This is a genomic window from Enterobacter sp. MG-EB028 (assembly GCF_056673305.1).
This window is the reverse complement of the sequence record NZ_CP195079.1, coordinates 3,480,091-3,500,568: the sequence shown is the minus strand read 5'-3', so window position 1 is coordinate 3,500,568 and position 20,478 is coordinate 3,480,091. Positions and strand designations below refer to the sequence as shown.

Below are 20,478 nucleotides of genomic sequence, written 5' to 3'. Positions count from 1 at the left end.
TTAGGGAGATTTGATGGCTTATTCAGTACAGAAGTCGCGCCTGGCGAAGGTTGCGAGTGTTTCGCTTGTTATGCTGCTCGCTGCCTGTAGTTCAGACTCGCGCTACAAGCGCCAGGTGAGCGGTGATGAATCCTATCTGGATGCGACCCCGCTTGCTGAACTTCATGCACCGGCTGGTATGATCCTGCCGATTCAAAACGGCGATTATAATATCCCCGTGACCAACGGCAGTGGTCTGGTCGGTAAAGCGCTTGATATTCGTCCGCCAGCTCAGCCTCTGGCGCTGGTGAGCGGTGCGCGTACCCAGTTTACCGGTGATACGGCCTCTCTGCTGGTTGAAAGCGCGCGCGGAAGCAATCTGTGGCCACAGGTGGTCAGCGTTATTCAGGCGAAGAACTACACCATTGATAAACGTGATGACGCCAGCCAGACGTTAACCACCGACTGGATCGAGTGGAACCGTCTTGATGAAGATCAGCAGTACCGTGGACGCTATCAGGTCTCCGTGAAACCACAGGGTTACCAGCAGGCGGTTAACGTTAAGCTGTTGAACCTGGAGCAGGCGGGTAAACCGGTTGCGGATGCCGCCTCTATGCAGCGTTACAGCACTGAAATGCTGAACGTGATTGCCGCAGGTCTGGATAAGACCGCTACCGATGCCGCCAACGCCGCGCAGAACCGTAACGGCGTCACTTACGACGTTCAGAGCGGCGCGGATGATACCGGCCTGCCAATGCTGGTGGTGCGTGCACCGTTTAACCAGACCTGGCAGCGTCTGCCGGCGACGCTGGAAAAAGTGGGCATGAAAGTGACCGACAGCACCCGTTCAACCGGTAGCATGACGGCGACCTATAAGCCGCTGTCCGACAGCGCATGGCAGGAGCTGGGCGCCAAAGATCCTCAGCTTGCTTCCGGTGACTACAAGATTCAGGTAGGCGACCTTGATAACCGCAGCAGTCTGCAGTTTATCGATCCAAAAGGTCACACGCTGACCCAGGCGCAGAACGATGCGCTGGTTGCTGTGTTCCAGGCTGCATTCAGCAAATAAATACGAGGGCGGGTTAATCCCGCCCTTTTTATTTTCGTGCTACGCAAACGTGTGCGTGGCATAATATACCCGGTTTTGAACACAAATTATCACACCAGGAGTAATGAAGATGCAGAAGCAAGCTGAGTTGTATCGTGGCAAAGCGAAGACCGTATACAGCACGGAGAACCCGGATCTGTTGGTGCTCGAGTTCCGCAATGATACGTCAGCAGGGGATGGCGCACGCATTGAGCAGTTCGATCGTAAAGGCATGGTGAACAACAAGTTCAACCACTTCATTATGACCAAACTGGCCGAAGCGGGTATCCCGACCCAGATGGAAGCGTTGCTGTCCGATACGGAATGTCTGGTGAAAAAACTGGATATGGTTCCGGTTGAGTGCGTGATTCGTAACCGTGCGGCAGGCTCCCTGGTGAAGCGTCTGGGCATTGAAGAAGGTATCGAACTGAATCCACCGCTGTTCGACCTGTTCCTGAAAAACGATGCCATGCACGATCCGATGGTCAACGAATCCTACTGCGAAACCTTCGGCTGGGTGAGCAAAGAGAACCTGGCGCGCATGCAGGAACTGACCTACAAAGCCAACGACGTGCTGAAAAAGCTGTTTGATGACGCGGGCCTGATCCTCGTCGACTTCAAGCTGGAGTTCGGTCTGTTCAAAGGTGAAGTGGTGCTGGGTGATGAGTTCTCCCCGGACGGCAGCCGCCTGTGGGATAAAGAAACCCTGGATAAAATGGACAAAGACCGTTTCCGTCAGAGCCTGGGTGGCCTGATTGAAGCGTACGAAGCGGTTGCTCACCGTTTAGGCGTTAAGCTCGACTAAGTCCCTCTGTTGCCAAAGGATGTTCGCATCCTTTGGCGTCTTACCTTTGTTTCCTATGGTAATCTTGCCGTTAACCGCCTACGATCATAGCTATTATTAATGGAATAGTTCGAGGTGGTTATGCGCTGGCAAGGGCGTCGTGAAAGTGACAATGTAGAAGACAGACGCGGTGATGGCGGCGGCGGTCCTTCAATGGGCGGGCCCGGCTTCCGCTTACCCAGCGGCAAGGGCGGTATCATCCTGCTGATTGTGGTGCTGGTCGCGGGCTATTACGGCGTCGATCTCACCGGTCTGATGACCGGTCAACCGCTGCAACAGCAGCAACAATCTCCGCGCTCCATCAGCCCGAATGAAGATGAAGCGGCCAAATTTACCTCCGTTATTCTCGCCACAACTGAAGACACATGGAGTCAGCAGTTTGAGAAGATGGGGCGCACCTATCAGCAGCCGAAGCTGGTGATGTACCGGGGCGCAACCCACACCGGATGCGGTACCGGGCAATCTGTGATGGGGCCGTTCTACTGCCCGGCAGACGGCACCGTCTATATCGATCTCTCTTTTTACGATGACATGAAACGCAAGCTTGGCGCTGACGGTGATTTTGCCCAGGGCTACGTTATCGCGCATGAAGTCGGCCATCACGTGCAAAAGCTGCTGGGGATTGAGCCCAAAGTGCGCCAGCTTCAGCAGAATGCATCTCAGGCTGAAGTGAACCGCCTTTCCGTCAAAATGGAACTGCAGGCGGACTGTTTTGCGGGCGTCTGGGGCCACAGCATGCAGCAACAGGGCGTGCTGGAATCCGGCGATCTAGAAGAGGCATTAAACACGGCTGAGGCTATCGGCGACGACCGTTTACAGCAGCAGAGCCAGGGTCATGTCGTTCCGGACAGCTTTACTCACGGTACGTCGCAGCAGCGCTACAGCTGGTTCAAGCGCGGCTTTGACAGCGGCGATCCGGCCCAGTGTAATACCTTCGGCAAAGCCATGTGATGGTGTCGTTTGAACATCTGACGCACGAGCTTGAGCGTACCGGGCACCGCCGTCTGGTGGTGCTCACGGGTGATGAACAGTGGACGTTCAGCCAGGCGGCAGGCCTGCGTGATGCCTTGCCGGGAGACTGGCTGTGGCTCGATGACAATCCCTCTAAAGCCGTTAGCGGACTGCTGGGCCGCGAATACCTTCACGCCGTTTTTGACGCGCGTGCCGGGTTTGACGTTTCAGCCTTTGCCGCGCTCAGCGGGACGCTGCGCGCCGGTAGCCTGCTGGTGCTGCTGGTGCCGCCGCTCTCTGAGTGGGCCGACAGGCCCGACGGCGATTCCGTACGCTGGAGCGACAGCGCGGAGCCAATCGCCACCCCGCACTTCGTTCACCATTTTTGCCGGACGCTTGCCGCCGATGCGGATGCCATCGTCTGGCAACAGCATCGTCCTCTCTCTCTTCCCGCTGCGCCGGATCTTCCCGCCTGGCAGCCTGCCAGCGGCGAGCCGCAGCGCGAGCAGGCGGAGATCCTCGACGCGCTTCTGGCCATGCCTTCGGGCGTCGCTGCCGTGACGGCACCGCGCGGACGCGGAAAGTCAGCCCTGGCGGGGATGCTGCTCAACGGCATCCACGGAAATGCAGTGGTGACGGCACCGGCAAAAGGGGCAACGGATGTTATTGCGCGCTTCGCCGGCGAGCGTTTTCACTTTATGGCCCCGGATGCGCTGCTGGCCTCCGCGACAGAAGCCGACTGGCTGATTGTTGATGAAGCCGCCGCCATCCCTGGCCCGCTGCTGGACAAGCTGGTGGCGCGCTTTCCCCGCGTACTGCTGACCACCACGGTCCAGGGTTATGAAGGCACGGGCAGAGGGTTTCTGCTCAAGTTCTGCGCCCGGTTCAGCGGGCTGCGGCGCTATACCTTATCCACCCCCATTCGCTGGGCAGCCGGGTGTCCGCTTGAGCGGATAGTGGGGAATACGCTGCTGTTTGACGATGCGCTTATTGACAGCAAGCCGGAAGGTGAGGTGCGTTTACGGACGCTGGAGCCGCGGATGTGGGAGAGCGACCCGGCACGCGTGGCAAGCGTGTATGAACTGCTGTGTGCCGCGCACTACCGGACGTCTCCGCTCGATTTACGTCGGATGATGGACGCACCCGGCCAGCACTTTGCGGTTGCACACGCGGGTGTGGATATCGCTGGCGCGCTCTGGCTGGTGGAAGAGGGGGGATTGCCTCCTGAGCTGAGCCGCGCGGTGTGGGCGGGCTTTCGTCGTCCACGCGGGAACCTTGTGGCGCAGTCGCTGGCGGCGCACGGCGGATCGCCACTCGCGGCGACGCTGAAGGGGCGACGGATTAGCCGCATTGCGGTACATCCCCACCGTCAACGGGAAGGCATCGGCGAGCGGCTTATTCACAGCGCCAGCGGTGAAGATTATCTCTCGGTCAGTTTTGGCTATACCGACGAGCTGTGGCGTTTCTGGCAGCAGTGCGGCTTTGTGCTGGTGCGAATGGGCAGCCATCGGGAAGCCAGCAGCGGGTGCTACACGGCGATGGCCATACTGCCGCAGAGCGAGGCCGGGCACCGGCTGTGCGCTCAGGAACATCAGCGCTTGTGTCGCGATATGCGCGTCCTGTCGGCCCGGAACGGCGAAAAGATCCCGGTAAGCGATGCCTGGGAAGCTACCCTTAATAGTGACGACTGGCTGGAGCTGGCGGGGTTTGCCTTTGCGCACCGGGCGTTTTCAACCTCGGTTGCTGCGCTGACGCGGCTGGTGTTAACCACAGACATGCCGCTCCCGGCTCTGCGCGGGAAAATCGAGGGAAAGACGGACGAGACGGGGCGAAAAGCGTTGCTGGCTAAGCTGCGGAGTGAAGCTGCGCAAGCGCTTGAGAGTCTTGACTATTCCCGCTGCCAGCGGTTGAAAGCAGACATTTTGCAATGGCAATTTTTTCAATGACTTCTTCAGTAAAGTGGCATGGTCATTACCCCGCAGAGGCGTAAAATCCTGCTCATCAATTAAGGAGACCGCCATGAAACACGACCATTTTGTTGTTCAAAGCCCTGACAAACCGGCTAAACAGTTACTGCTCCTGTTTCATGGTGTGGGCGATAATGCCGTTAACATGGGGCAGATTGGCCGCTGGTTTGCCCCCGTTTTCCCGGAAGCGCTAATTGTCAGCATCGGCGGCGTGGAGCCGTGCGGCCCGAACGGACGGCAGTGGTTCGCGGTTCAGGGCGTGACGGAAGAGAACCGTCAGGCGCGCATTGATGCCATTATGCCCACGTTTATCGGCATCGTACGCTACTGGCAGCAGCAGAGCGGCGTAGGCGCTGACGCAACGGCGCTGATTGGTTTCTCTCAGGGGTCAATCATGTCGCTGGAAAGCGTAAAAGCGCAGCCCGGTCTGGCTTCACGCGTGATCGCGTTTAACGGGCGCTACGCGACGCTACCGACCAGCGCGACCACGCAGACCACTATCCATCTTATTCACGGCGGCGAAGACCGGGTGATTGAGCTTTCGCATGCGGTGGCAGCCCAGGAAGCGCTGGTGCGCGAAGGCGGGGATGTGACGCTGGATATTGTTGACGATCTGGGCCACGCGATTGACGACCGCAGCATGCAGTTTGCGCTCGACCATCTGCGTTATACCGTGCCGAAACACTACTTTGATGAAGCGCTCAGCGGCGGGAAGCCGAATGATGATGATATTGTTGAATTTATATAAACACTTATCCCCTCACCCTAACCCTCTCCCCTAAGGGGAGAGGGAACATGGCCCCCCTCGCCCCTCTGGGGAGAGGGGCCGGGGGTGAGGGGATTACTTCTTCTGGTCTTTCTTCGGCCAGTCGTCGTCATCGTCCCACTTGTCGTTAAAATCCCGGTGCGGCGGAAGATCCGGTTTGTTGGCGAGAAATTTTTTGTGGTCAACGCGCTTAAGGTCTTTAATCACGTTAAGCAGTACGCCTACCAGAAACACCAGAACCAGAATCCACCAGTACTTTGCAAGCCAATCCATTCGCTATTCCTCTCTGAGCGTTCGTCAGGCGACGAGTTGCTCCATAATACGTTGATACATGCGGGCCAGCAGTTGTAAATCGGCAGCGTTCACACACTCGTTGATTTTGTGAATCGTCGCGTTAACCGGACCCAGTTCGACAACCTGTGCACCCATGCGGGCGATAAAGCGTCCGTCTGAGGTGCCGCCCGTCGTCAGCAGCTGCGGCTTAATTTCATTATAGTGCTCGATGGCGTTCACTACCGCATCTACCAGCTTGCCGCGCTGCGTCAGGAACGGCTGGCCGGAAAGCCACCAGTCGACGGTGTAGCGCAGGTTGTATTTTTCCAGCAGAGCGACAACGCGGGCTTTGATCGTTTCGTCGGTCAGTTCGGTGCTGAAGCGGAAGTTGAACTGGACGAAGAAGTCCCCTGGGATCACGTTGTTGCTGCCGGTCCCGGCCTTAACGTTAGCAATCTGCATGCTGGTCGGCGGGAAGAACTCGTTGCCTTTATCCCACTCGATGCCCACCAGTTCGTTCAGCATTGGCGCGGCGCGGTGGACCGGGTTATCGGCCAGATGTGGATAAGCCACGTGCCCCTGAACGCCGTGAATGGTCAGGTTACAGGTCAGCGAGCCGCGGCGACCGTTTTTGACGACATCACCCACCACTTCGGTACTGGACGGCTCGCCGACCAGACAGTAGTCGAGACGCTCGTTACGCGCCATCAGCGCCTCAACGACCTTTACGGTACCGTTATGGGCGCTGGCTTCTTCATCGGAGGTGATCAAAAACGCGAGACGGTTTTTGTGGTTCGGATGCTGAGCCACAAAGCGCTCTGCCGCCACCACCATCGCCGCCAGCGAGCCTTTCATGTCTGCCGCGCCGCGACCGAAGAGCATGCCATCGCGGATGGTTGGCTCAAACGGCGGGTTAATCCAGCGATCTGCGTCACCCGCGGGAACGACGTCAGTGTGCCCGGCAAAGGCCAGCGTTTCGCCCTGGCCGCGCCACGCCCAGAAGTTCTGGGTATCGCCAAAATCCATGCGCTCAACGGTAAAACCGATGGCACGCAGGCGCTCAATCATTAATGCCTGACAACCTGCGTCGTCCGGGCTAAGGGAAGGACGGCGAATAAGCTGTTGAGTCAGCTCAATGACCGGGCATGACATACACTACACCTCAACGAAAAAGTCAGAATAAAGGGTTTCACTGAAACCCAGCAGCATAGGCTGACCTGGCTTGCAGAGCAATGGGCGTTTGATAATTGCCGGCATATCGAGCATCAGCTTTGCCGCGCTGTCGGCATCAACGATGCTGGCGCGCACGGATTCGTCCAGCTTACGCCAGGTGGTGCCGCGGGTGTTCAGCAGCGCTTCCCATCCCAGTTCGTTAATGGCGGTATGCAGAAATTGTGCATCAAGCCCGTCGGCACGGTAATCGTGGAAGCGGTACTCCACGTGGTTTGCCTCCAGCCAGCGGCGCGCTTTTTTGATGGTGTCGCAATTTTTAATGCCGTACATCACAACCATGTTGAATCCTTTTGCTCTTATGGCGATTAAATGTTCAATAAATTCGAAGATATATCCTTAAGTGGAATATAACACATTCAGGAATTGTCTGGATTTACGCTTCATCTTAATTCAACTCACACTTGTACGCTGAATATTCTTTCACCCTTTAAGCATAGATGTCCATAGGGTTTAAATTCCCCATAAACTCAGCGAGTAAAATAGAACTCACCCGTTCGCAGGGTTATTTCAAAATATTGCTGCCCATCACACAAAATTTAAGGTTCTCCGTTCATATTTATCATAAATCCCCGGCGGTGGCGGGGTACAATCGCAGCGATTGGTTAAATAGTCTTCACAATGATGATACGTTTTCGTAGAATGCGCATAATAATAAGAGAGGTTGTTATGATTGAACGTGAACTGGGGAACTGGAAAGATTTTATCGAAGGCATGCTTCGTAAATGACATTCAGTAAGAATTGCAAGAGCACTAAAATAAGTAAAATAACCATAGTGTGAATTAATCACACAATAAAAAGGCGGCCGATAAAGCCGCCTTTTTTATGGCTGCGGGTTATTCCTGTCGCTCCCGGAGCGGGAAGCGACGACGCACCAGCACAAAGAACAGCGGAACAAAATAAATCGCCAGGATGGTGGCCGAAATCATCCCCCCCATGACGCCGGTACCCACCGCATGCTGGCTGCTTGAGCCTGCACCCGTGCTGGTTGCCATCGGCAGTACGCCAAAAATAAATGCCAGCGAGGTCATCAGGATCGGACGCAAGCGCTGACGGCAGGCGTGCAGCGTGGCGGCCATCAGCTCGTGGCCTTTAGCATTCATCTCGTTGGCAAATTCTACGATCAGAATGGCGTTTTTCGCCGATAAGCCGATCACCGTGAGTAGCCCCACCTGGAAGTAAACGTCGTTCTCCAGGCCGCGCATCCAGGTCGCCAGCAGTGCACCGATAACCCCAAGCGGCACCACCAGCATGACCGAGAACGGAACCGACCAGCTCTCATACAGCGCGGCAAGGCAGAGGAAGACCACCAGCAGAGAAAGCGCATAAAGCGCGGGCGCCTGTGCCCCGGAGAGGCGCTCCTGGTAAGACATGGCCGTCCATTCCAGACCAAAACCAGCGGGCAGCTGCTGCACCAGTTTTTCCATGGTGTCCATGGCGGTACCGGTGCTGACGCCCGGCGCGGCTTCCCCGACGATTTCAACTGCCGAATAGCCGTTGTAGCGCTCCAGGCGCGGCGAACCGCTCTCCCAGCGCGACGTGGCAAAGGCGGAGAAGGGTACCATCCCGCCAGAATTATTACGTACAAACCAGCGGTTAATGTCATCCGGCAACATGCGGAAAGGCGCGGCTGCCTGGACATACACTTTTTTCACGCGGCCGCGATCCATAAAGTCATTTACGTAGCTTGAGCCCCACGCGGTTTGCAGGGTGTCGTTGATATCGTCGATCGAGACGCCCAGCGCCTGCGCCTTACGCTGGTCTATATCCACCTGAAGCTGCGGGCTGTCGTCAAGACCGTTGTGACGAACGCGGGTCAGGCCGGGATCTTTCCCTGCAAGTTCTAACAGCTTGTCGCGCGCAGCCATCAGCGCCGAGTGGCCCGCGCCGGCGTGATCCTGCAGCTCCATATCAAACCCGGCGGAACTGCCCAGGCCGCTGATCGCGGGCGGACTGCTGGCAAAAACGCGTGCCTCTTTAATGCCCGCAAAAGCTTTGGTTGCCCGTTCAATGATGGCGAACGAGGTTCCCGTTCTGGCGTCGCGTTCGTCCCAGTCTTTCAGGCGGACAAACATGCGGGCGACGTTCTGCCCATTCCCGCCCGGGCCGGAGCCGACGGTAGAGAAGACCGAGACAACGTTATCTTTCTCTTTGGTGAAGAAGTACTGCTCAACGTTCTGAACCACCTTCAACGTCTGCTGTTGCGTTGAGCCGCTCGGGAGCTGCACCGAGGTGATGAACATCCCCCGGTCCTCCTGAGGCAGGAACGAGGTGGGAAGATGCAGAAACAGCCACACCATGCCGCCCAGCAGCACAACGTAAATCATCATCCAGCGCAGGCTGCGGTGCAGCACTTTACCGACGGCAGATTCATACCGCTCGGCATTGCGGTTGAACATACGGTTAAACCAGCCGAAGAACCCTTTCTGTCCGTGATGTTCCCCTTTGTGCAGCGGCTTAAGGAGGGTGGCACAGAGCGCGGGGGTGAGGATCAGCGCCACCAGCACGGAGAGCACCATCGCCGAGACGATGGTAATTGAGAACTGACGGTAAATCGCCCCGGTTGTACCGCCAAAGAAGGCCATCGGGATAAAGACCGCCGACAGCACCATCGCGATACCGACTAACGCCCCCTGAATTTGCCCCATGGATTTGCGTGTGGCCTGACGCGGGGAAAGCCCCTCTTCGCTCATGATGCGCTCGACGTTTTCCACGACCACGATGGCATCGTCCACCAGCAGGCCAATCGCCAGCACCATGGCAAACATCGTCAGGGTGTTGATGCTGTAGCCGAACGCGTAGAGCACCGCAAAAGTACCCAGCAGCACTACCGGGACGGCAATGGTGGGGATCAGCGTGGCGCGGAAGTTTTGCAGGAACAGGTACATGACCAGGAACACCAGCGCAATCGCTTCCAGCAGGGTTTTCACCACATCCTCAATCGAGGCTTTAACGAAGGAGGTGGTTTCATAGGCGACTTTGTACTCCAGCCCGTGCGGGAAATACTGCGACAGCTCATCCAGACGGTCCAGCACCAGCTTCGCCGTCGCCATTTCGTTCGCGCCGGAGGCCAGCTTGATCCCAAGACCGGAGGCCGGATTGCCGTTAAAGCGGCTCAGGTAATCGTATTTCTCCGCACCCATTTCCACCTTAGCGACATCGCCCAGGCGCACCTCTGAACCGTCCTGATTCACGCGAAGGGTGATGTTGCGGAACTGGTCCGGCGTCTGAAGCAGGGATTGTGAATTGATGGTGGCATTCAGGGCCTGTTTATCAACCGAAGGCGTGCCTCCCAGCTGCCCCACGGCAATTTGGGCGTTCTGGGCTTTGATGGCGTCCGTCACGTCGGTTGCGGTCATCTGATAGCTGTTCAGCTTGTTAGGATCGAGCCAGATACGCATTGAGTACTGTGAACCGTAGGCGTCGATATCCCCTACGCCGTTAATACGGCTGAGCGGGTCCTGAATATTACTGGCGACGTAGTCCGCAATGTCCTGTTTATCCATTGAGCCATCGGTGGAGACAAACGCGATAGTCAGAATGTTGGTATCACCGGTTTTACGCACGGTAACCCCCTGGTTTTGCACCGCCTGGGGCAGCTTACGCATGGCCGACTGCAGCTGGTTTTGTACCTGCTGCACCGCTTCGTCCGGGTCGGTGCCCGCCTCAAAGCTCAGGGTGACCGTGGCCTGTCCCGTGGCGCTGCTTTGGGAGGACATGTACATCAGATTATCCAGACCCGTCATGTTCTGCTCGATAACCTGCGTCACGGTGTTTTCCAGCGTTTGTGCGGAAGCGCCGGGATAGTTGGCGGTGACACGCACGTTAGGCGGTGCCAGATCGGGATATTGCTCAACGGGAAGAGAAGTAATCGCCAGGACGCCTGTCAGACACAACAGGATGGCAAGCACCCAGGCAAAAATGGGGCGATCGATGAAAAAATTCGCCATGGAAAAGTGACCTCGTTTTGCTGCACGTCATTATTGTTTATTGCCCGCATCACTTTAGCGGCAAGGCCCAGGCCAAACGTGGAGAAATAAAGGAGATAATGTAAATTATCATGCGCTTTTCCCGGCGCTTCCCCCTTTACCGTTATTTACCTGTTAACGGCGCGGGTGCGGGGAACGTCACGCTGACCTGCGTGCCGCCGTTTTGCGGCTGCGAGAAGTGCAGCATTCCGCCGAGCCGTTGCGCGCGTTCTCGCATAATGTTCAGCCCGTAGTGTCCCGGCGGTTCGCTGGCCTCGCCAATTCCGATGCCGTTGTCACGAATGCTGACGTTGTGCGTGCCGTCCACGGCGGTTACGCAGCTGACGGTGATCTCGCTGGCCTGCGCGTGCTTAATCGCATTCAGGACGGCCTCCCGCACGATCTGCAGCAAATGCACCTGCTTCTGCGCGTCAAGCGCCAGCGAGGAGAGGCGGCAGTCGAGGTACAGCTTCGCCTGCGTTTGGCTCTGCAGGGCATCGAGGGACTCCTGAAGCGCCGCGGGTAAATTCGCATGGTTTAGCGTCAGGCGGAAGGTGGTCAGCAGCTCGCGCAGCTGCTGCCAGGCGTTGTTCAGTTCGCGGGAGAAGTCGGTGATGATGGTCTGCGCGGGGGCATTTTCCGCCGGCACGGCGTGTTTAAGCAGCGTGAGCTGGATCCGCAGATAGGAGAGTACCTGCGCCAGCGAGTCATGCAGCTCGCGGGCGATGGTGGCGCGCTCCTCCATCAGCAGCAGCTGCTGGTAGTGTTTCTGCGCCTGGTTAAAGTACAGCCCGCGCCCGAGCATGGTCGCGACACTTCTCATCAGCGGAAGAGGAACGCTGCCCGTCTCGCTTTGCCAGCGCAGCTCGCCGTAAAGGGTGTCCTGCATCAGCACCGGCAGGGTTTGCAGAGAAATGCCGCTCACCTCTGTCCCTTCACACAGCCGCCAGTCGTCGCTGGTGCGTAGCTCCAGGTAATTCATCTGCGTGTATTCATGGACAATCTGTAAAATATGCCGGAAGCACAGGCTGTCAATCTGTCCGGTATTCAGCGCCTGAGAGCATTTGAACAGCATGTCGAGCTGCTGGTGGGCTTCATGCAAATGCCGCGTCTTTTCCGCGACGGAGGCTTCGAGCGACCGATAGAGAGTATGTAGCTCGCCCGACATATGGTTGAAGGCGCGGGAAAGCTGGCCCAGCTCGTTGGGCAGCGCGGTGTCCGGCGCCGGGGTGGTAAATTCCCCTCGCTCAATCCGTTCACTGGCGGCTACCAGGTTGTTCAGTGGCAACACCACCTGGCGGCGGATGCGCCGCAGGGTAAACAGCGTCAGCAGCAGGATCCCGAGCGCGCCAGCCAGAGAGAGAAGGGTCACCGTCTGGATTTTATTTTCGGTGTAGTGCTGGAGGGCGAGAACAAAGGCATCAATGCGGCCGACAAAATCCTCAATGTTAGCGTCATACCATGCGCTGTCGCCGCGGGCGATGTGCTTATCTATTTCCCGCCAGGCCACATGAAGCTGCTGATAGCGCGCCTTGACGTTTTCCGGGACGTACCAGCGGTTCAGCTTCTCCAGGGAAGGCGCGCTTAACGTCTGCTGCCAGTTCTCAAGATGCGCCTTAAGGGAGGGGCTGTTGCGCTGCATCTCGTAGCCGAGGCGGTAGCTCTGCATGCGCAGCGAACCCGCAATGTTAATGGCTTCGGCGTCACGCTGGCTGCTGGCAAGCGTCAGCAGCGCGACGGTGCTGGTCAGCACGGACAGGGCAATGATCGAAAAGAAAGCCCAGGCAAGGCTTCCGGAAACGGGGCGTTTAACGGTCACGGAACGGATCTCTGAATAAAATGGCTCTGCCACAGGTTACGGGCAGTTGTACATTGCCTGATAACGCGGTAGTGAGCAAATAGCTTATTCATACTAAAAATAAGGTTATTGATCCAAAAGCCGCTTTGGGGATTAACATGAAATCTGACGAGAAGAGACGCGCCGTCTTAACCGACGGGCGACAAAGCGGGCTTCACGGCGTAGTATAAACAGACTCATTTTGCCGTGGAGCCCGTATGTCCCTGAACATTACCGTTATCAAAGACAAAATCCTCTCTGAAAATTACTTTGTCCTGCGGAATATCACTTACGATTTAACCCGTAAGAACGGTGACGTGATTCGCCACAAACGCGAAGTCTACGACCGGGGCAATGGCGCAACCATTCTGCTGTATAACCGTGAAAAGCAAAGCGTGGTGCTGATTCGCCAGTTTCGGGTCGCGACCTGGGTCAACGGCAACGCGGACGGGCGTCTGATTGAAACCTGCGCCGGCCTGCTTGATGACGATGAGCCGGAAGTCTGCATCCGCAAGGAGGCCGTCGAGGAGACCGGTTTTGAAGTGGGCGCGGTGCAAAAAGTCTTTGAGCTTTTCATGTCACCTGGCGGCGTGACCGAGCTGGTCCATTTCTTCATTGCGGAGTACACCGATGCCCAGCGCACGCATCGCGGTGGCGGCGTGGAGGATGAAGATATTGAAGTGCTGGAAATGCCTTTCGCTCAGGCCGTTGAGATGGTGAAAAGCGGCGAGATCCGCGATGGTAAAGCGGTGATCCTGTTGCAATATCTGCAAACCAGCGGGTTAATGAACCCCAAACCGATGTCGCAATAGCCTGCATTTCAGATAAATCTATCCGATAAATCCGATTGAGCCCGCCCGCCCTGGGCACGAAGATACGCCCCAGATTGACCTTTTCGTTTCCGGGGCTGTGCCATTCATGCGCTACTGCGTTTTGCTTCTCTTCTTTTTCTGCGTGCTACCCGTGCCTCTGGTGTGGGCGGCACCTGCGCAGCAGTCTTTCTCAGACTGGCAGGTCACCTGCAATAACCAGAATTTTTGTGTTGCCCGGAATACGGGGGAACATCGCGGTCTGGTTATGACGCTGAGCCGTAGCGCCGGCGCGAAAACGGACGCCAGCCTGCGCATCGATCTCGGCGGGCTTTCGGCCCCGCCGGTAAAAGAGCCGGACATCGCCCCGCGCCTTCTGCTCGACAACGTTCCGCTAAAACTCAATTCACAGCACTGGCAGTTAACGCCTTGGCATCTCAAGACCGACGATACGGGTACCCTCAACGCGTTTCTGAAAACTATTCAGGAAGGGCAGGCGCTGACCCTGCGCGGGGGGAAGCAGACGATTTCGCTGGTCGGGCTGAAGGCGGCGCTGCTGTTTATTGACGCCCAGCAGAAGCGCGTTGGCAGCGAAACGGCATGGATTAAAAAAGGGGATAGCCCGCCTCTGAGCGTGCCTCCTGCACCAGCATTAAAAAAGGTGGCCGTGGTGAACCCGACGCCGACGCCGCTGACGCATAGCGAGCTGAACGATCTGCTGGATTATGGAACCTGGCGGATGAACAACAGCCAGTGCTCGCTGGATCCTAACCGCCGTGAAGTACGCGTCACCGCATTAACCGACGACAAAGCGCTGTTAATCGTCAGCTGTGAGGCAGGAGCCTATAACACGGTCGATCTGGCGTGGCTGGTATCACGTAAAAAACCGTTCACTGCCCGCAGCGTCAGGTTACGTCTGCCGTTTACCCCCTCCAGCCAGAGCAGCGACATGGAGCTGATGAACGCCAGCTTTGATGAAAAAACGCGCGAGCTGACGACGCTGGCGCTGGGACGCGGTATCGGGGACTGCGGGATCCAGACGCGCTGGCGTTTTGACGGCCAGCGCTTCCGCCTGGTGCGCTATGCGGAAGAGCCAAGCTGCGATAACTGGAATGGGCCAGACGCCTGGCCCACGCTGTGGATCACACGCTAGTTTTACCGGGTGGCGACTTACAAAACCTCGAACCGCAGGCCGGGTAAGCGACAGCGCCACCCGGCAACGAAGAACGCACTACAGCACGCTCAGCGCCTTCTCCACCACGTTCTCAACGGTAAAGCCGAAGTACGGGAAGAGCTTGTCGGCAGGTGCCGATTCACCGTAACCCCGCATGCCAACAATCGCTCCTTTTAGCCCCACGTACTTATACCAGTAGTCGGCAATACCCGCTTCCACCGCCACGCGTGCCGCTACGTTGGACGGCAGCACCGATTCCCGATACGCCTCATCCTGGGCGTCAAAGATATCCGTTGAAGGCAGGGACACAACGCGCACCGCGTGGCCTTCGGCGGTCAGTTTCTCCGCCGCTTTCACCGTAATTTCCACCTCGGAACCGGTGGCAATCAGGATCACGTCCGGCTTGCCGCCGCTGTCTTTCAGGATGTACCCGCCACGGGCGATGTTTTTAACCTGCTCCGGGGTGCGCTCGATCTGCGCCAGGTTCTGGCGCGACAGGATCAGCGCCGTGGGGCCGTTGTGGCGCTCAACCGCCAGCTTCCAGCCCACCGCCGCTTCCACCTGGTCGCACGGACGCCAGGTGCTGAAGTTTGGCGTTAAGCGCAGGCTCGCCAGCTGTTCCACCGCCTGGTGCGTCGGGCCATCTTCCCCCAGGCCGATGGAGTCGTGGGTGTAGACCATGATCTGCCGGGCCTTCATCAGCGCCGCCATGCGCGCCGCGTTTCGGGCGTACTCGACGAACATCAGGAAGGTGGCGGTGTAGGGCACGAAGCCGCCGTGATGGGCGATGCCGTTTGCAATCGCGGTCATGCCAAACTCGCGCACGCCGTAGTGGATGTAGTTCCCGGCAATATCCTCTTTCAGCGATTTCGAGCCGGACCAGATGGTCAGGTTACTTGGTGCAAGATCCGCTGAGCCGCCGAGCAGCTCAGGCAGGATTGGGCCAATGGCGTTGAGGGTATTTTGCGACGCCTTACGGGTGGCGATTTTCGCCGGGTTGGACTGCAGATTTTCAATCAGCGCCTGGGTTTTATCGTCCCAGTCCTCCGGCAGGCCGCCGCTCATGCGGCGGGAAAACTCTGCCGCCAGCTCCGGGTGCGCTTTTTTGTAGGCGGCAAATTTTTCGTTCCACGCCTGCTGGGCTTTTTCACCCGCTTCGCGGGCATCCCAGGCTCTGTAGATCTCTTTCGGGATCTCAAATGGCGGATACTTCCAGCCCAGCTTCTGGCGGGTTAAGGCCACTTCCTCTTCGCCCAGCGCCGCGCCGTGCGCCTCTTCCTTGCCCGCTTTGTTCGGCGAGCCGAAGCCGATGGTGGTGCGACAGATAATCAGGGACGGTTTGTCCTTCACGCTCTGCGCTTCCTGAATCGCTTTTTTCACCGCCTCAGGATCGTGGCCGTCGATCTCATGCACCACGTGCCAGTGATAGGCCTCAAAGCGTTTCGCCGTGTCGTCGGTAAACCAGCCCTCGGTTTCCCCGTCGATGGAGATGCCGTTGTGGTCGTAGAAGCCAATCAGCTTCCCGAGCCCCAGCGTGCCCGCCAGCGAGCAGACCTCGTGGGAGATCCCCTCCATCAGGCAGCCGTCACCCATAAAGACATACGTGTAGTGGTCGACAATCTGATGGTCCGGCTGGTTAAACTGCGCCGCCAGCGTGCGCTCGGCAATCGCCAGACCGACGGCATTCGCCAGACCCTGACCCAGCGGGCCGGTGGTGGTTTCCACGCCCGGGGTATAGCCGATCTCCGGATGGCCCGGCGTTTTAGAGTGCAGCTGGCGGAAGTTTTTCAGCTCTTCCAGCGGCAGATCGTAGCCGGAAAGGTGCAGCAGGCTGTAGAGCAGCATCGAGGCGTGGCCGTTGGAGAGAATAAAACGGTCGCGGTCGTACCAGGTTGGGTCTGTGGGGTTGTGCTTCAGAAAGTCGTTCCACAGCACTTCGGCAATATCGGCCATCCCCATCGGGGCGCCAGGGTGGCCGGAATTGGCTTTTTGTACGGCATCCATGCTGAGGGCGCGAATGGCGTTGGCAAGCTCTTTACGGGACATAGTTCACTCCGTGGCAAGGTTAAAGTTTGGCGGCGAGAAGATCTTCAAGTTTGCGCTGGTCGACGGCGAACTGGCGGATGCCGTCAGCCAGTTTTTCCACGGCCATAGGGTCCTGATTGTGCTCCCAGCGGAACTCCGCTTCGGTCATGGCTTTCGGTTTTGGCAGTACGGTAGAGGTCGGCACCAGTTTGCGGATCACCGTTTCGTCGCTCTCCTGCAGCTTTTTCAGCAGATCGGGGGAGATGGTCAGACGGTCGCAGCCTGCGAGCGCGAGGATCTGCTCGGTGCGGCGGAAGCTGGCGCCCATCACGATGGTTTCGTAGCGGTGCTGCTTGTAATAATCGTAGATATTACGCACCGACTTCACGCCAGGGTCTTCCTCTACCACGTACGGATCCATCGGCTGTTTCGCCTGATACCAGTCGTAGATGCGCCCGACAAACGGCGAGATCAGAAACACGCCCGCTTCGGCACAGGCGCGCGCCTGGGCAAACGAGAACAGCAGCGTCAGGTTGCAGTGGATCCCCTCTTTTTCCAGAACCTCCGCCGCGCGGATGCCTTCCCATGTGGACGCGAGCTTGATCAGAATGCGTGACTTATCGATCCCCTGTTCCTGGTAGAGTTCCACCAGACGGCGCGCTTTGTGAATACTCTTTTCCTGATCGAATGAGAGGCGGGCATCCACTTCGGTCGACACGCGCCCCGGAATGCTTTTCAGAATTTCCGCACCAAAATTAACCGCCAGCTTGTCGCTGGCTTCAGCAACCTGCTGTTCCTGTGTTTTCCCGCGCTGTTTACCGTAGGCAATCGCGTCATCAATCAGATGGCTAAAGTGGGCAAGCCCCGCCGCTTTCAGAAGCAGCGAAGGGTTGGTGGTCGCGTCCTCCGGCTGATAGTGGCGAATCGACTCGATATCGCCGCTGTCTGCAACCACGGTGGTGAATTGTTTGATGCCGTCTAGCTGGTTCATAAATCATTACTCCTTGGAAATAAAAGAGTTAGATGAGTGCGTTAGTTCACACTTCTGAGAAAATCATGATGGACTTAACAAAAAAGCATAGCAGACGGGGCAGGCATTGCTTTTGAGACGGGTAACATGGCTGTTATAAATTGATAACAATTTTTAATGTGTGATGGTGAGAGTTTGGCAGCCTTCAAAGTTTATGCGCTGTCCTGAGGCGATACTAGGCGGCACACCAGGGTGTGCATCAGGATCGCTTACGTCACCCTTTTGATCGATACGTGAAAGGAAAAATAAGATGGATGAGCAGTTGAAACAGAGTGCCCTCGATTTTCACGAGTTCCCTGTCCCCGGTAAAATTCAGGTTTCCCCAACCAAGCCGCTGGCGACGCAGCGCGATCTGGCGCTGGCCTACTCGCCGGGCGTGGCGGCACCGTGTCTGGAAATCGAAAAAGACCCACTTGCGGCCTACAAATACACCGCGCGCGGTAACCTTGTCGCCGTTATCTCTAACGGGACGGCGGTGCTGGGCCTGGGCAACATTGGTGCACTGGCCGGTAAACCGGTGATGGAAGGGAAGGGCGTACTGTTCAAGAAATTTGCCGGTATCGACGTGTTCGATATCGAAGTGGACGAACTCGATCCCGATAAATTCATCAACGTGGTAGCCGCGCTGGAGCCGACCTTCGGCGGGATCAACCTGGAAGACATCAAAGCGCCGGAATGTTTCTATATCGAGCAGAAGCTGCGCGAGCGTATGAACATTCCCGTGTTCCATGACGACCAGCACGGGACCGCGATTATCAGCACCGCCGCCATTCTGAACGGCCTGCGCGTGGTCGAGAAAAATCTCTCCGATGTGCGCATGGTGGTTTCTGGCGCAGGCGCCGCGGCCATCGCCTGTATGAACCTGCTGGTGGCGCTGGGCATGCAGAAACACAACATTGTGGTCTGCGACTCCAAGGGCGTTATCTACAAAGACCGTGAGCCGAACATGGCGGAAACCAAGGCGGCGTACGCGGTAGAAGACGACGGCAAGCGCACGCTTGAGGACGTGATCGACGGCGCGGATATCTTCCTCGGTTGCTCCGGTCCGAAAGTGCTGACCCAGGAGATGGTGAAGAAGATGGCGCGTGCGCCAATGATCCTGGCCCTGGCGAACCCTGAGCCGGAAATCCTGCCGCCGCTGGCGAAAGCGGTGCGTGAAGACGCCATTATCTGTACCGGCCGTTCGGACTACCCGAACCAGGTCAACAACGTGCTCTGCTTCCCGTTCATCTTCCGCGGCGCGCTGGACGTTGGCGCGACGGCGATCAATGAAGAGATGAAGCTTGCCGCCGTTCACGCCATCGCCGAGCTGGCCCACGCCGAGCAGAGCGAAGTGGTCGCCTCCGCGTACGGGGATCAGGATCTAAGCTTTGGCCCGGACTACATCATTCCAAAACCGTTCGACCCGCGTTTGATTGTCAAAATTGCGCCAGCCGTTGCCAAAGCGGCGATGGACTCCGGCGTGGCAACGCGTCCGATTCAGGATTTCGACGCTTACGTCGATAAGCTCACCGAGTTTGTCTATAAAACCAACCTGTTCATGAAGCCGATCTTCTCTCAGGCCCGCGCAGACGCGAAGCGCGTGGTGCTGGCGGAAGGTGAAGAGGCGCGCGTGCTGCACGCTACCCAGGAGCTGATCACCTTAGGGCTGGCGAAGCCGATCCTGATCGGTCGTCCGAGCGTGATCGAGATGCGGATCCAGAAGCTGGGCCTGCAGATTAAGCCGGGCGTGGACTTCGAGATCGTGAACAACGAATCCGATCCGCGCTTCAAAGAGTACTGGAGCGAATACTACGCGATCATGAAGCGCCGGGGGATCACCCAGGAGCAGGCGCAGAAAGCCGTTATCAGCAACACGACGGTGATCGGCGCGATCATGGTCCATCGCGGCGAGGCGGATGCGCTGATCTGCGGCACCATCGGCGATTACCACGAGCACTTTAGCGTGGTGCAGGAGATCTTCGGCTATCGCGACGGCGTCCACACCGCCGGGGCGATGAACGCGCTGCTGCTGCCGAGCGGCAACACCTTTATTGCTGACACCTACGTTAACGACGATCCGTCCCCGGACGAGCTGGCGGAGATCACCGTGATGGCGGCGGAAACGGTGCGTCGCTTTGGTATCGAGCCGAAGGTAGCGCTGCTGTCGCACTCTAACTTCGGTTCGTCCAAATCGGCGGCGGCGTGCAAAATGCGCCAGACGCTGGAGCTGGTGCGCGAGCGCGCGCCGGAGCTGATGATTGACGGGGAGATGCACGGCGATGCCGCGCTGGTGGAAAGCATTCGTAACGAACGTATGCCGGACAGCCCGCTTAAGGGGTCGGCGAACATACTGATTATGCCGAACGTGGAAGCGGCGCGTATCAGCTACAACCTGCTGCGTGTCTCCAGCTCTGAAGGGGTGACCGTCGGACCGGTGCTGATGGGCGTGGCGAAACCGGTGCATGTGTTAACGCCGATTGCCTCCGTGCGCCGCATCGTGAACATGGTGGCGCTGGCTGTGGTTGAAGCGCAGACGCAGCCGCTGTAAGCCTTGT

General features: G+C 57.7%; 16 protein-coding genes. 9 read left to right on the top strand and 7 right to left on the bottom strand.

Going from position 1 to position 20,478, the window contains the following annotated elements; genetic code table 11:
* Window positions 1-13 precede the first annotated feature (13 nt).
* From bamC to ypfH, 5 genes are all read left to right on the top strand, one after another.
* Entirely contained in the window at window positions 14-1,048 is a 1,035-nt protein-coding gene (bamC, locus tag ACR42C_RS16550) for an outer membrane protein assembly factor BamC (RefSeq protein ID WP_028014020.1), read from the top strand.
* Window positions 1,049-1,157: 109 nt separating this feature from the next.
* The gene (gene purC / locus ACR42C_RS16545; protein ID WP_023332985.1) at window positions 1,158-1,871 is read left to right on the top strand and encodes a phosphoribosylaminoimidazolesuccinocarboxamide synthase; all 714 of its coding nucleotides are present in this window, start codon (window positions 1,158-1,160) and stop codon (window positions 1,869-1,871) included.
* Between the two features lie 120 nt (window positions 1,872-1,991).
* On the top strand, window positions 1,992-2,861 hold the full coding sequence (gene ypfJ / locus ACR42C_RS16540; RefSeq protein WP_479984345.1) for a KPN_02809 family neutral zinc metallopeptidase: 870 nt from the start codon (window positions 1,992-1,994) through the stop codon (window positions 2,859-2,861).
* Entirely contained in the window at window positions 2,861-4,807 is a 1,947-nt protein-coding gene (locus ACR42C_RS16535) for a tRNA(Met) cytidine acetyltransferase TmcA (protein WP_479985204.1), read from the top strand. The genes ypfJ and ACR42C_RS16535 overlap by 1 nt, the downstream gene beginning before the upstream one ends.
* Before the next feature lie 73 nt (window positions 4,808-4,880).
* Window positions 4,881-5,576 (top strand): esterase, encoded by a 696-nt coding sequence (ypfH, locus tag ACR42C_RS16530; RefSeq protein ID WP_192983604.1) that lies wholly within the window; start codon window positions 4,881-4,883, stop codon window positions 5,574-5,576.
* A gap of 93 nt (window positions 5,577-5,669) precedes the next feature.
* On the opposite strand, the gene ACR42C_RS16525 is transcribed toward ypfH, so the two are convergent.
* From ACR42C_RS16525 to ACR42C_RS16515, 3 genes are read right to left on the bottom strand one after another with little or no spacing between them, the layout of a single operon-like run.
* Window positions 5,670-5,867: a YpfN family protein gene (locus ACR42C_RS16525; protein WP_013098222.1), complete on the bottom strand. Its 198-nt coding sequence runs from the start codon at window positions 5,865-5,867 to the stop codon at window positions 5,670-5,672.
* A 24-nt stretch (window positions 5,868-5,891) separates the two neighbouring features.
* Window positions 5,892-7,019, bottom strand: a complete 1,128-nt coding sequence (gene dapE, locus ACR42C_RS16520; RefSeq protein ID WP_028014016.1) for a succinyl-diaminopimelate desuccinylase — start codon at window positions 7,017-7,019, stop codon at window positions 5,892-5,894.
* Window positions 7,020-7,022: 3 nt separating this feature from the next.
* Entirely contained in the window at window positions 7,023-7,379 is a 357-nt protein-coding gene (locus ACR42C_RS16515; RefSeq protein WP_163330554.1) for an ArsC family reductase, read from the bottom strand.
* 387 nt (window positions 7,380-7,766) lie between these two features.
* On the opposite strand from ACR42C_RS16515, the gene ypfM reads away from it, so the two are divergent.
* The gene (gene ypfM, locus ACR42C_RS16510) at window positions 7,767-7,826 is read left to right on the top strand and encodes a protein YpfM (RefSeq protein WP_015572204.1); all 60 of its coding nucleotides are present in this window, start codon (window positions 7,767-7,769) and stop codon (window positions 7,824-7,826) included.
* 108 nt (window positions 7,827-7,934) lie between these two features.
* Here ypfM and acrD read toward each other — a convergent pair whose 3' ends face one another.
* Both acrD and narQ read right to left on the bottom strand, forming a co-directional pair.
* A complete protein-coding gene (gene acrD / locus ACR42C_RS16505; RefSeq protein ID WP_166711935.1) occupies window positions 7,935-11,048 on the bottom strand; it encodes a multidrug efflux RND transporter permease AcrD in 3,114 nt (1,037 codons plus the stop codon).
* A 142-nt stretch (window positions 11,049-11,190) separates the two neighbouring features.
* Window positions 11,191-12,885, bottom strand: coding sequence for a nitrate/nitrite two-component system sensor histidine kinase NarQ (gene narQ, locus ACR42C_RS16500; protein WP_316380601.1), 1,695 nt, complete (start codon window positions 12,883-12,885; stop codon window positions 11,191-11,193).
* 236 nt (window positions 12,886-13,121) lie between these two features.
* Here narQ and nudK point away from each other — a divergent pair, with 236 nt between their 5' ends.
* Window positions 13,122-13,715, top strand: a complete 594-nt coding sequence (gene nudK / locus ACR42C_RS16495) for a GDP-mannose pyrophosphatase NudK (RefSeq protein ID WP_116343163.1) — start codon at window positions 13,122-13,124, stop codon at window positions 13,713-13,715.
* 106 nt (window positions 13,716-13,821) lie between these two features.
* Window positions 13,822-14,865 (top strand): DUF1176 domain-containing protein, encoded by a 1,044-nt coding sequence (locus ACR42C_RS16490; protein ID WP_316380600.1) that lies wholly within the window; start codon window positions 13,822-13,824, stop codon window positions 14,863-14,865.
* Between the two features lie 78 nt (window positions 14,866-14,943).
* Here the strand turns inward: ACR42C_RS16490 and tkt are convergent, their stop codons facing one another.
* Window positions 14,944-16,932: a transketolase gene (gene tkt, locus ACR42C_RS16485; RefSeq protein ID WP_116343159.1), complete on the bottom strand. Its 1,989-nt coding sequence runs from the start codon at window positions 16,930-16,932 to the stop codon at window positions 14,944-14,946.
* Between the two features lie 19 nt (window positions 16,933-16,951).
* On the bottom strand, window positions 16,952-17,902 hold the full coding sequence (gene tal, locus ACR42C_RS16480) for a transaldolase (protein ID WP_116343157.1): 951 nt from the start codon (window positions 17,900-17,902) through the stop codon (window positions 16,952-16,954).
* Between the two features lie 289 nt (window positions 17,903-18,191).
* On the opposite strand from tal, the gene maeB reads away from it, so the two are divergent.
* A complete protein-coding gene (gene maeB / locus ACR42C_RS16475; RefSeq protein ID WP_116343155.1) occupies window positions 18,192-20,471 on the top strand; it encodes an NADP-dependent oxaloacetate-decarboxylating malate dehydrogenase in 2,280 nt (759 codons plus the stop codon).
* Window positions 20,472-20,478 lie beyond the last annotated feature (7 nt).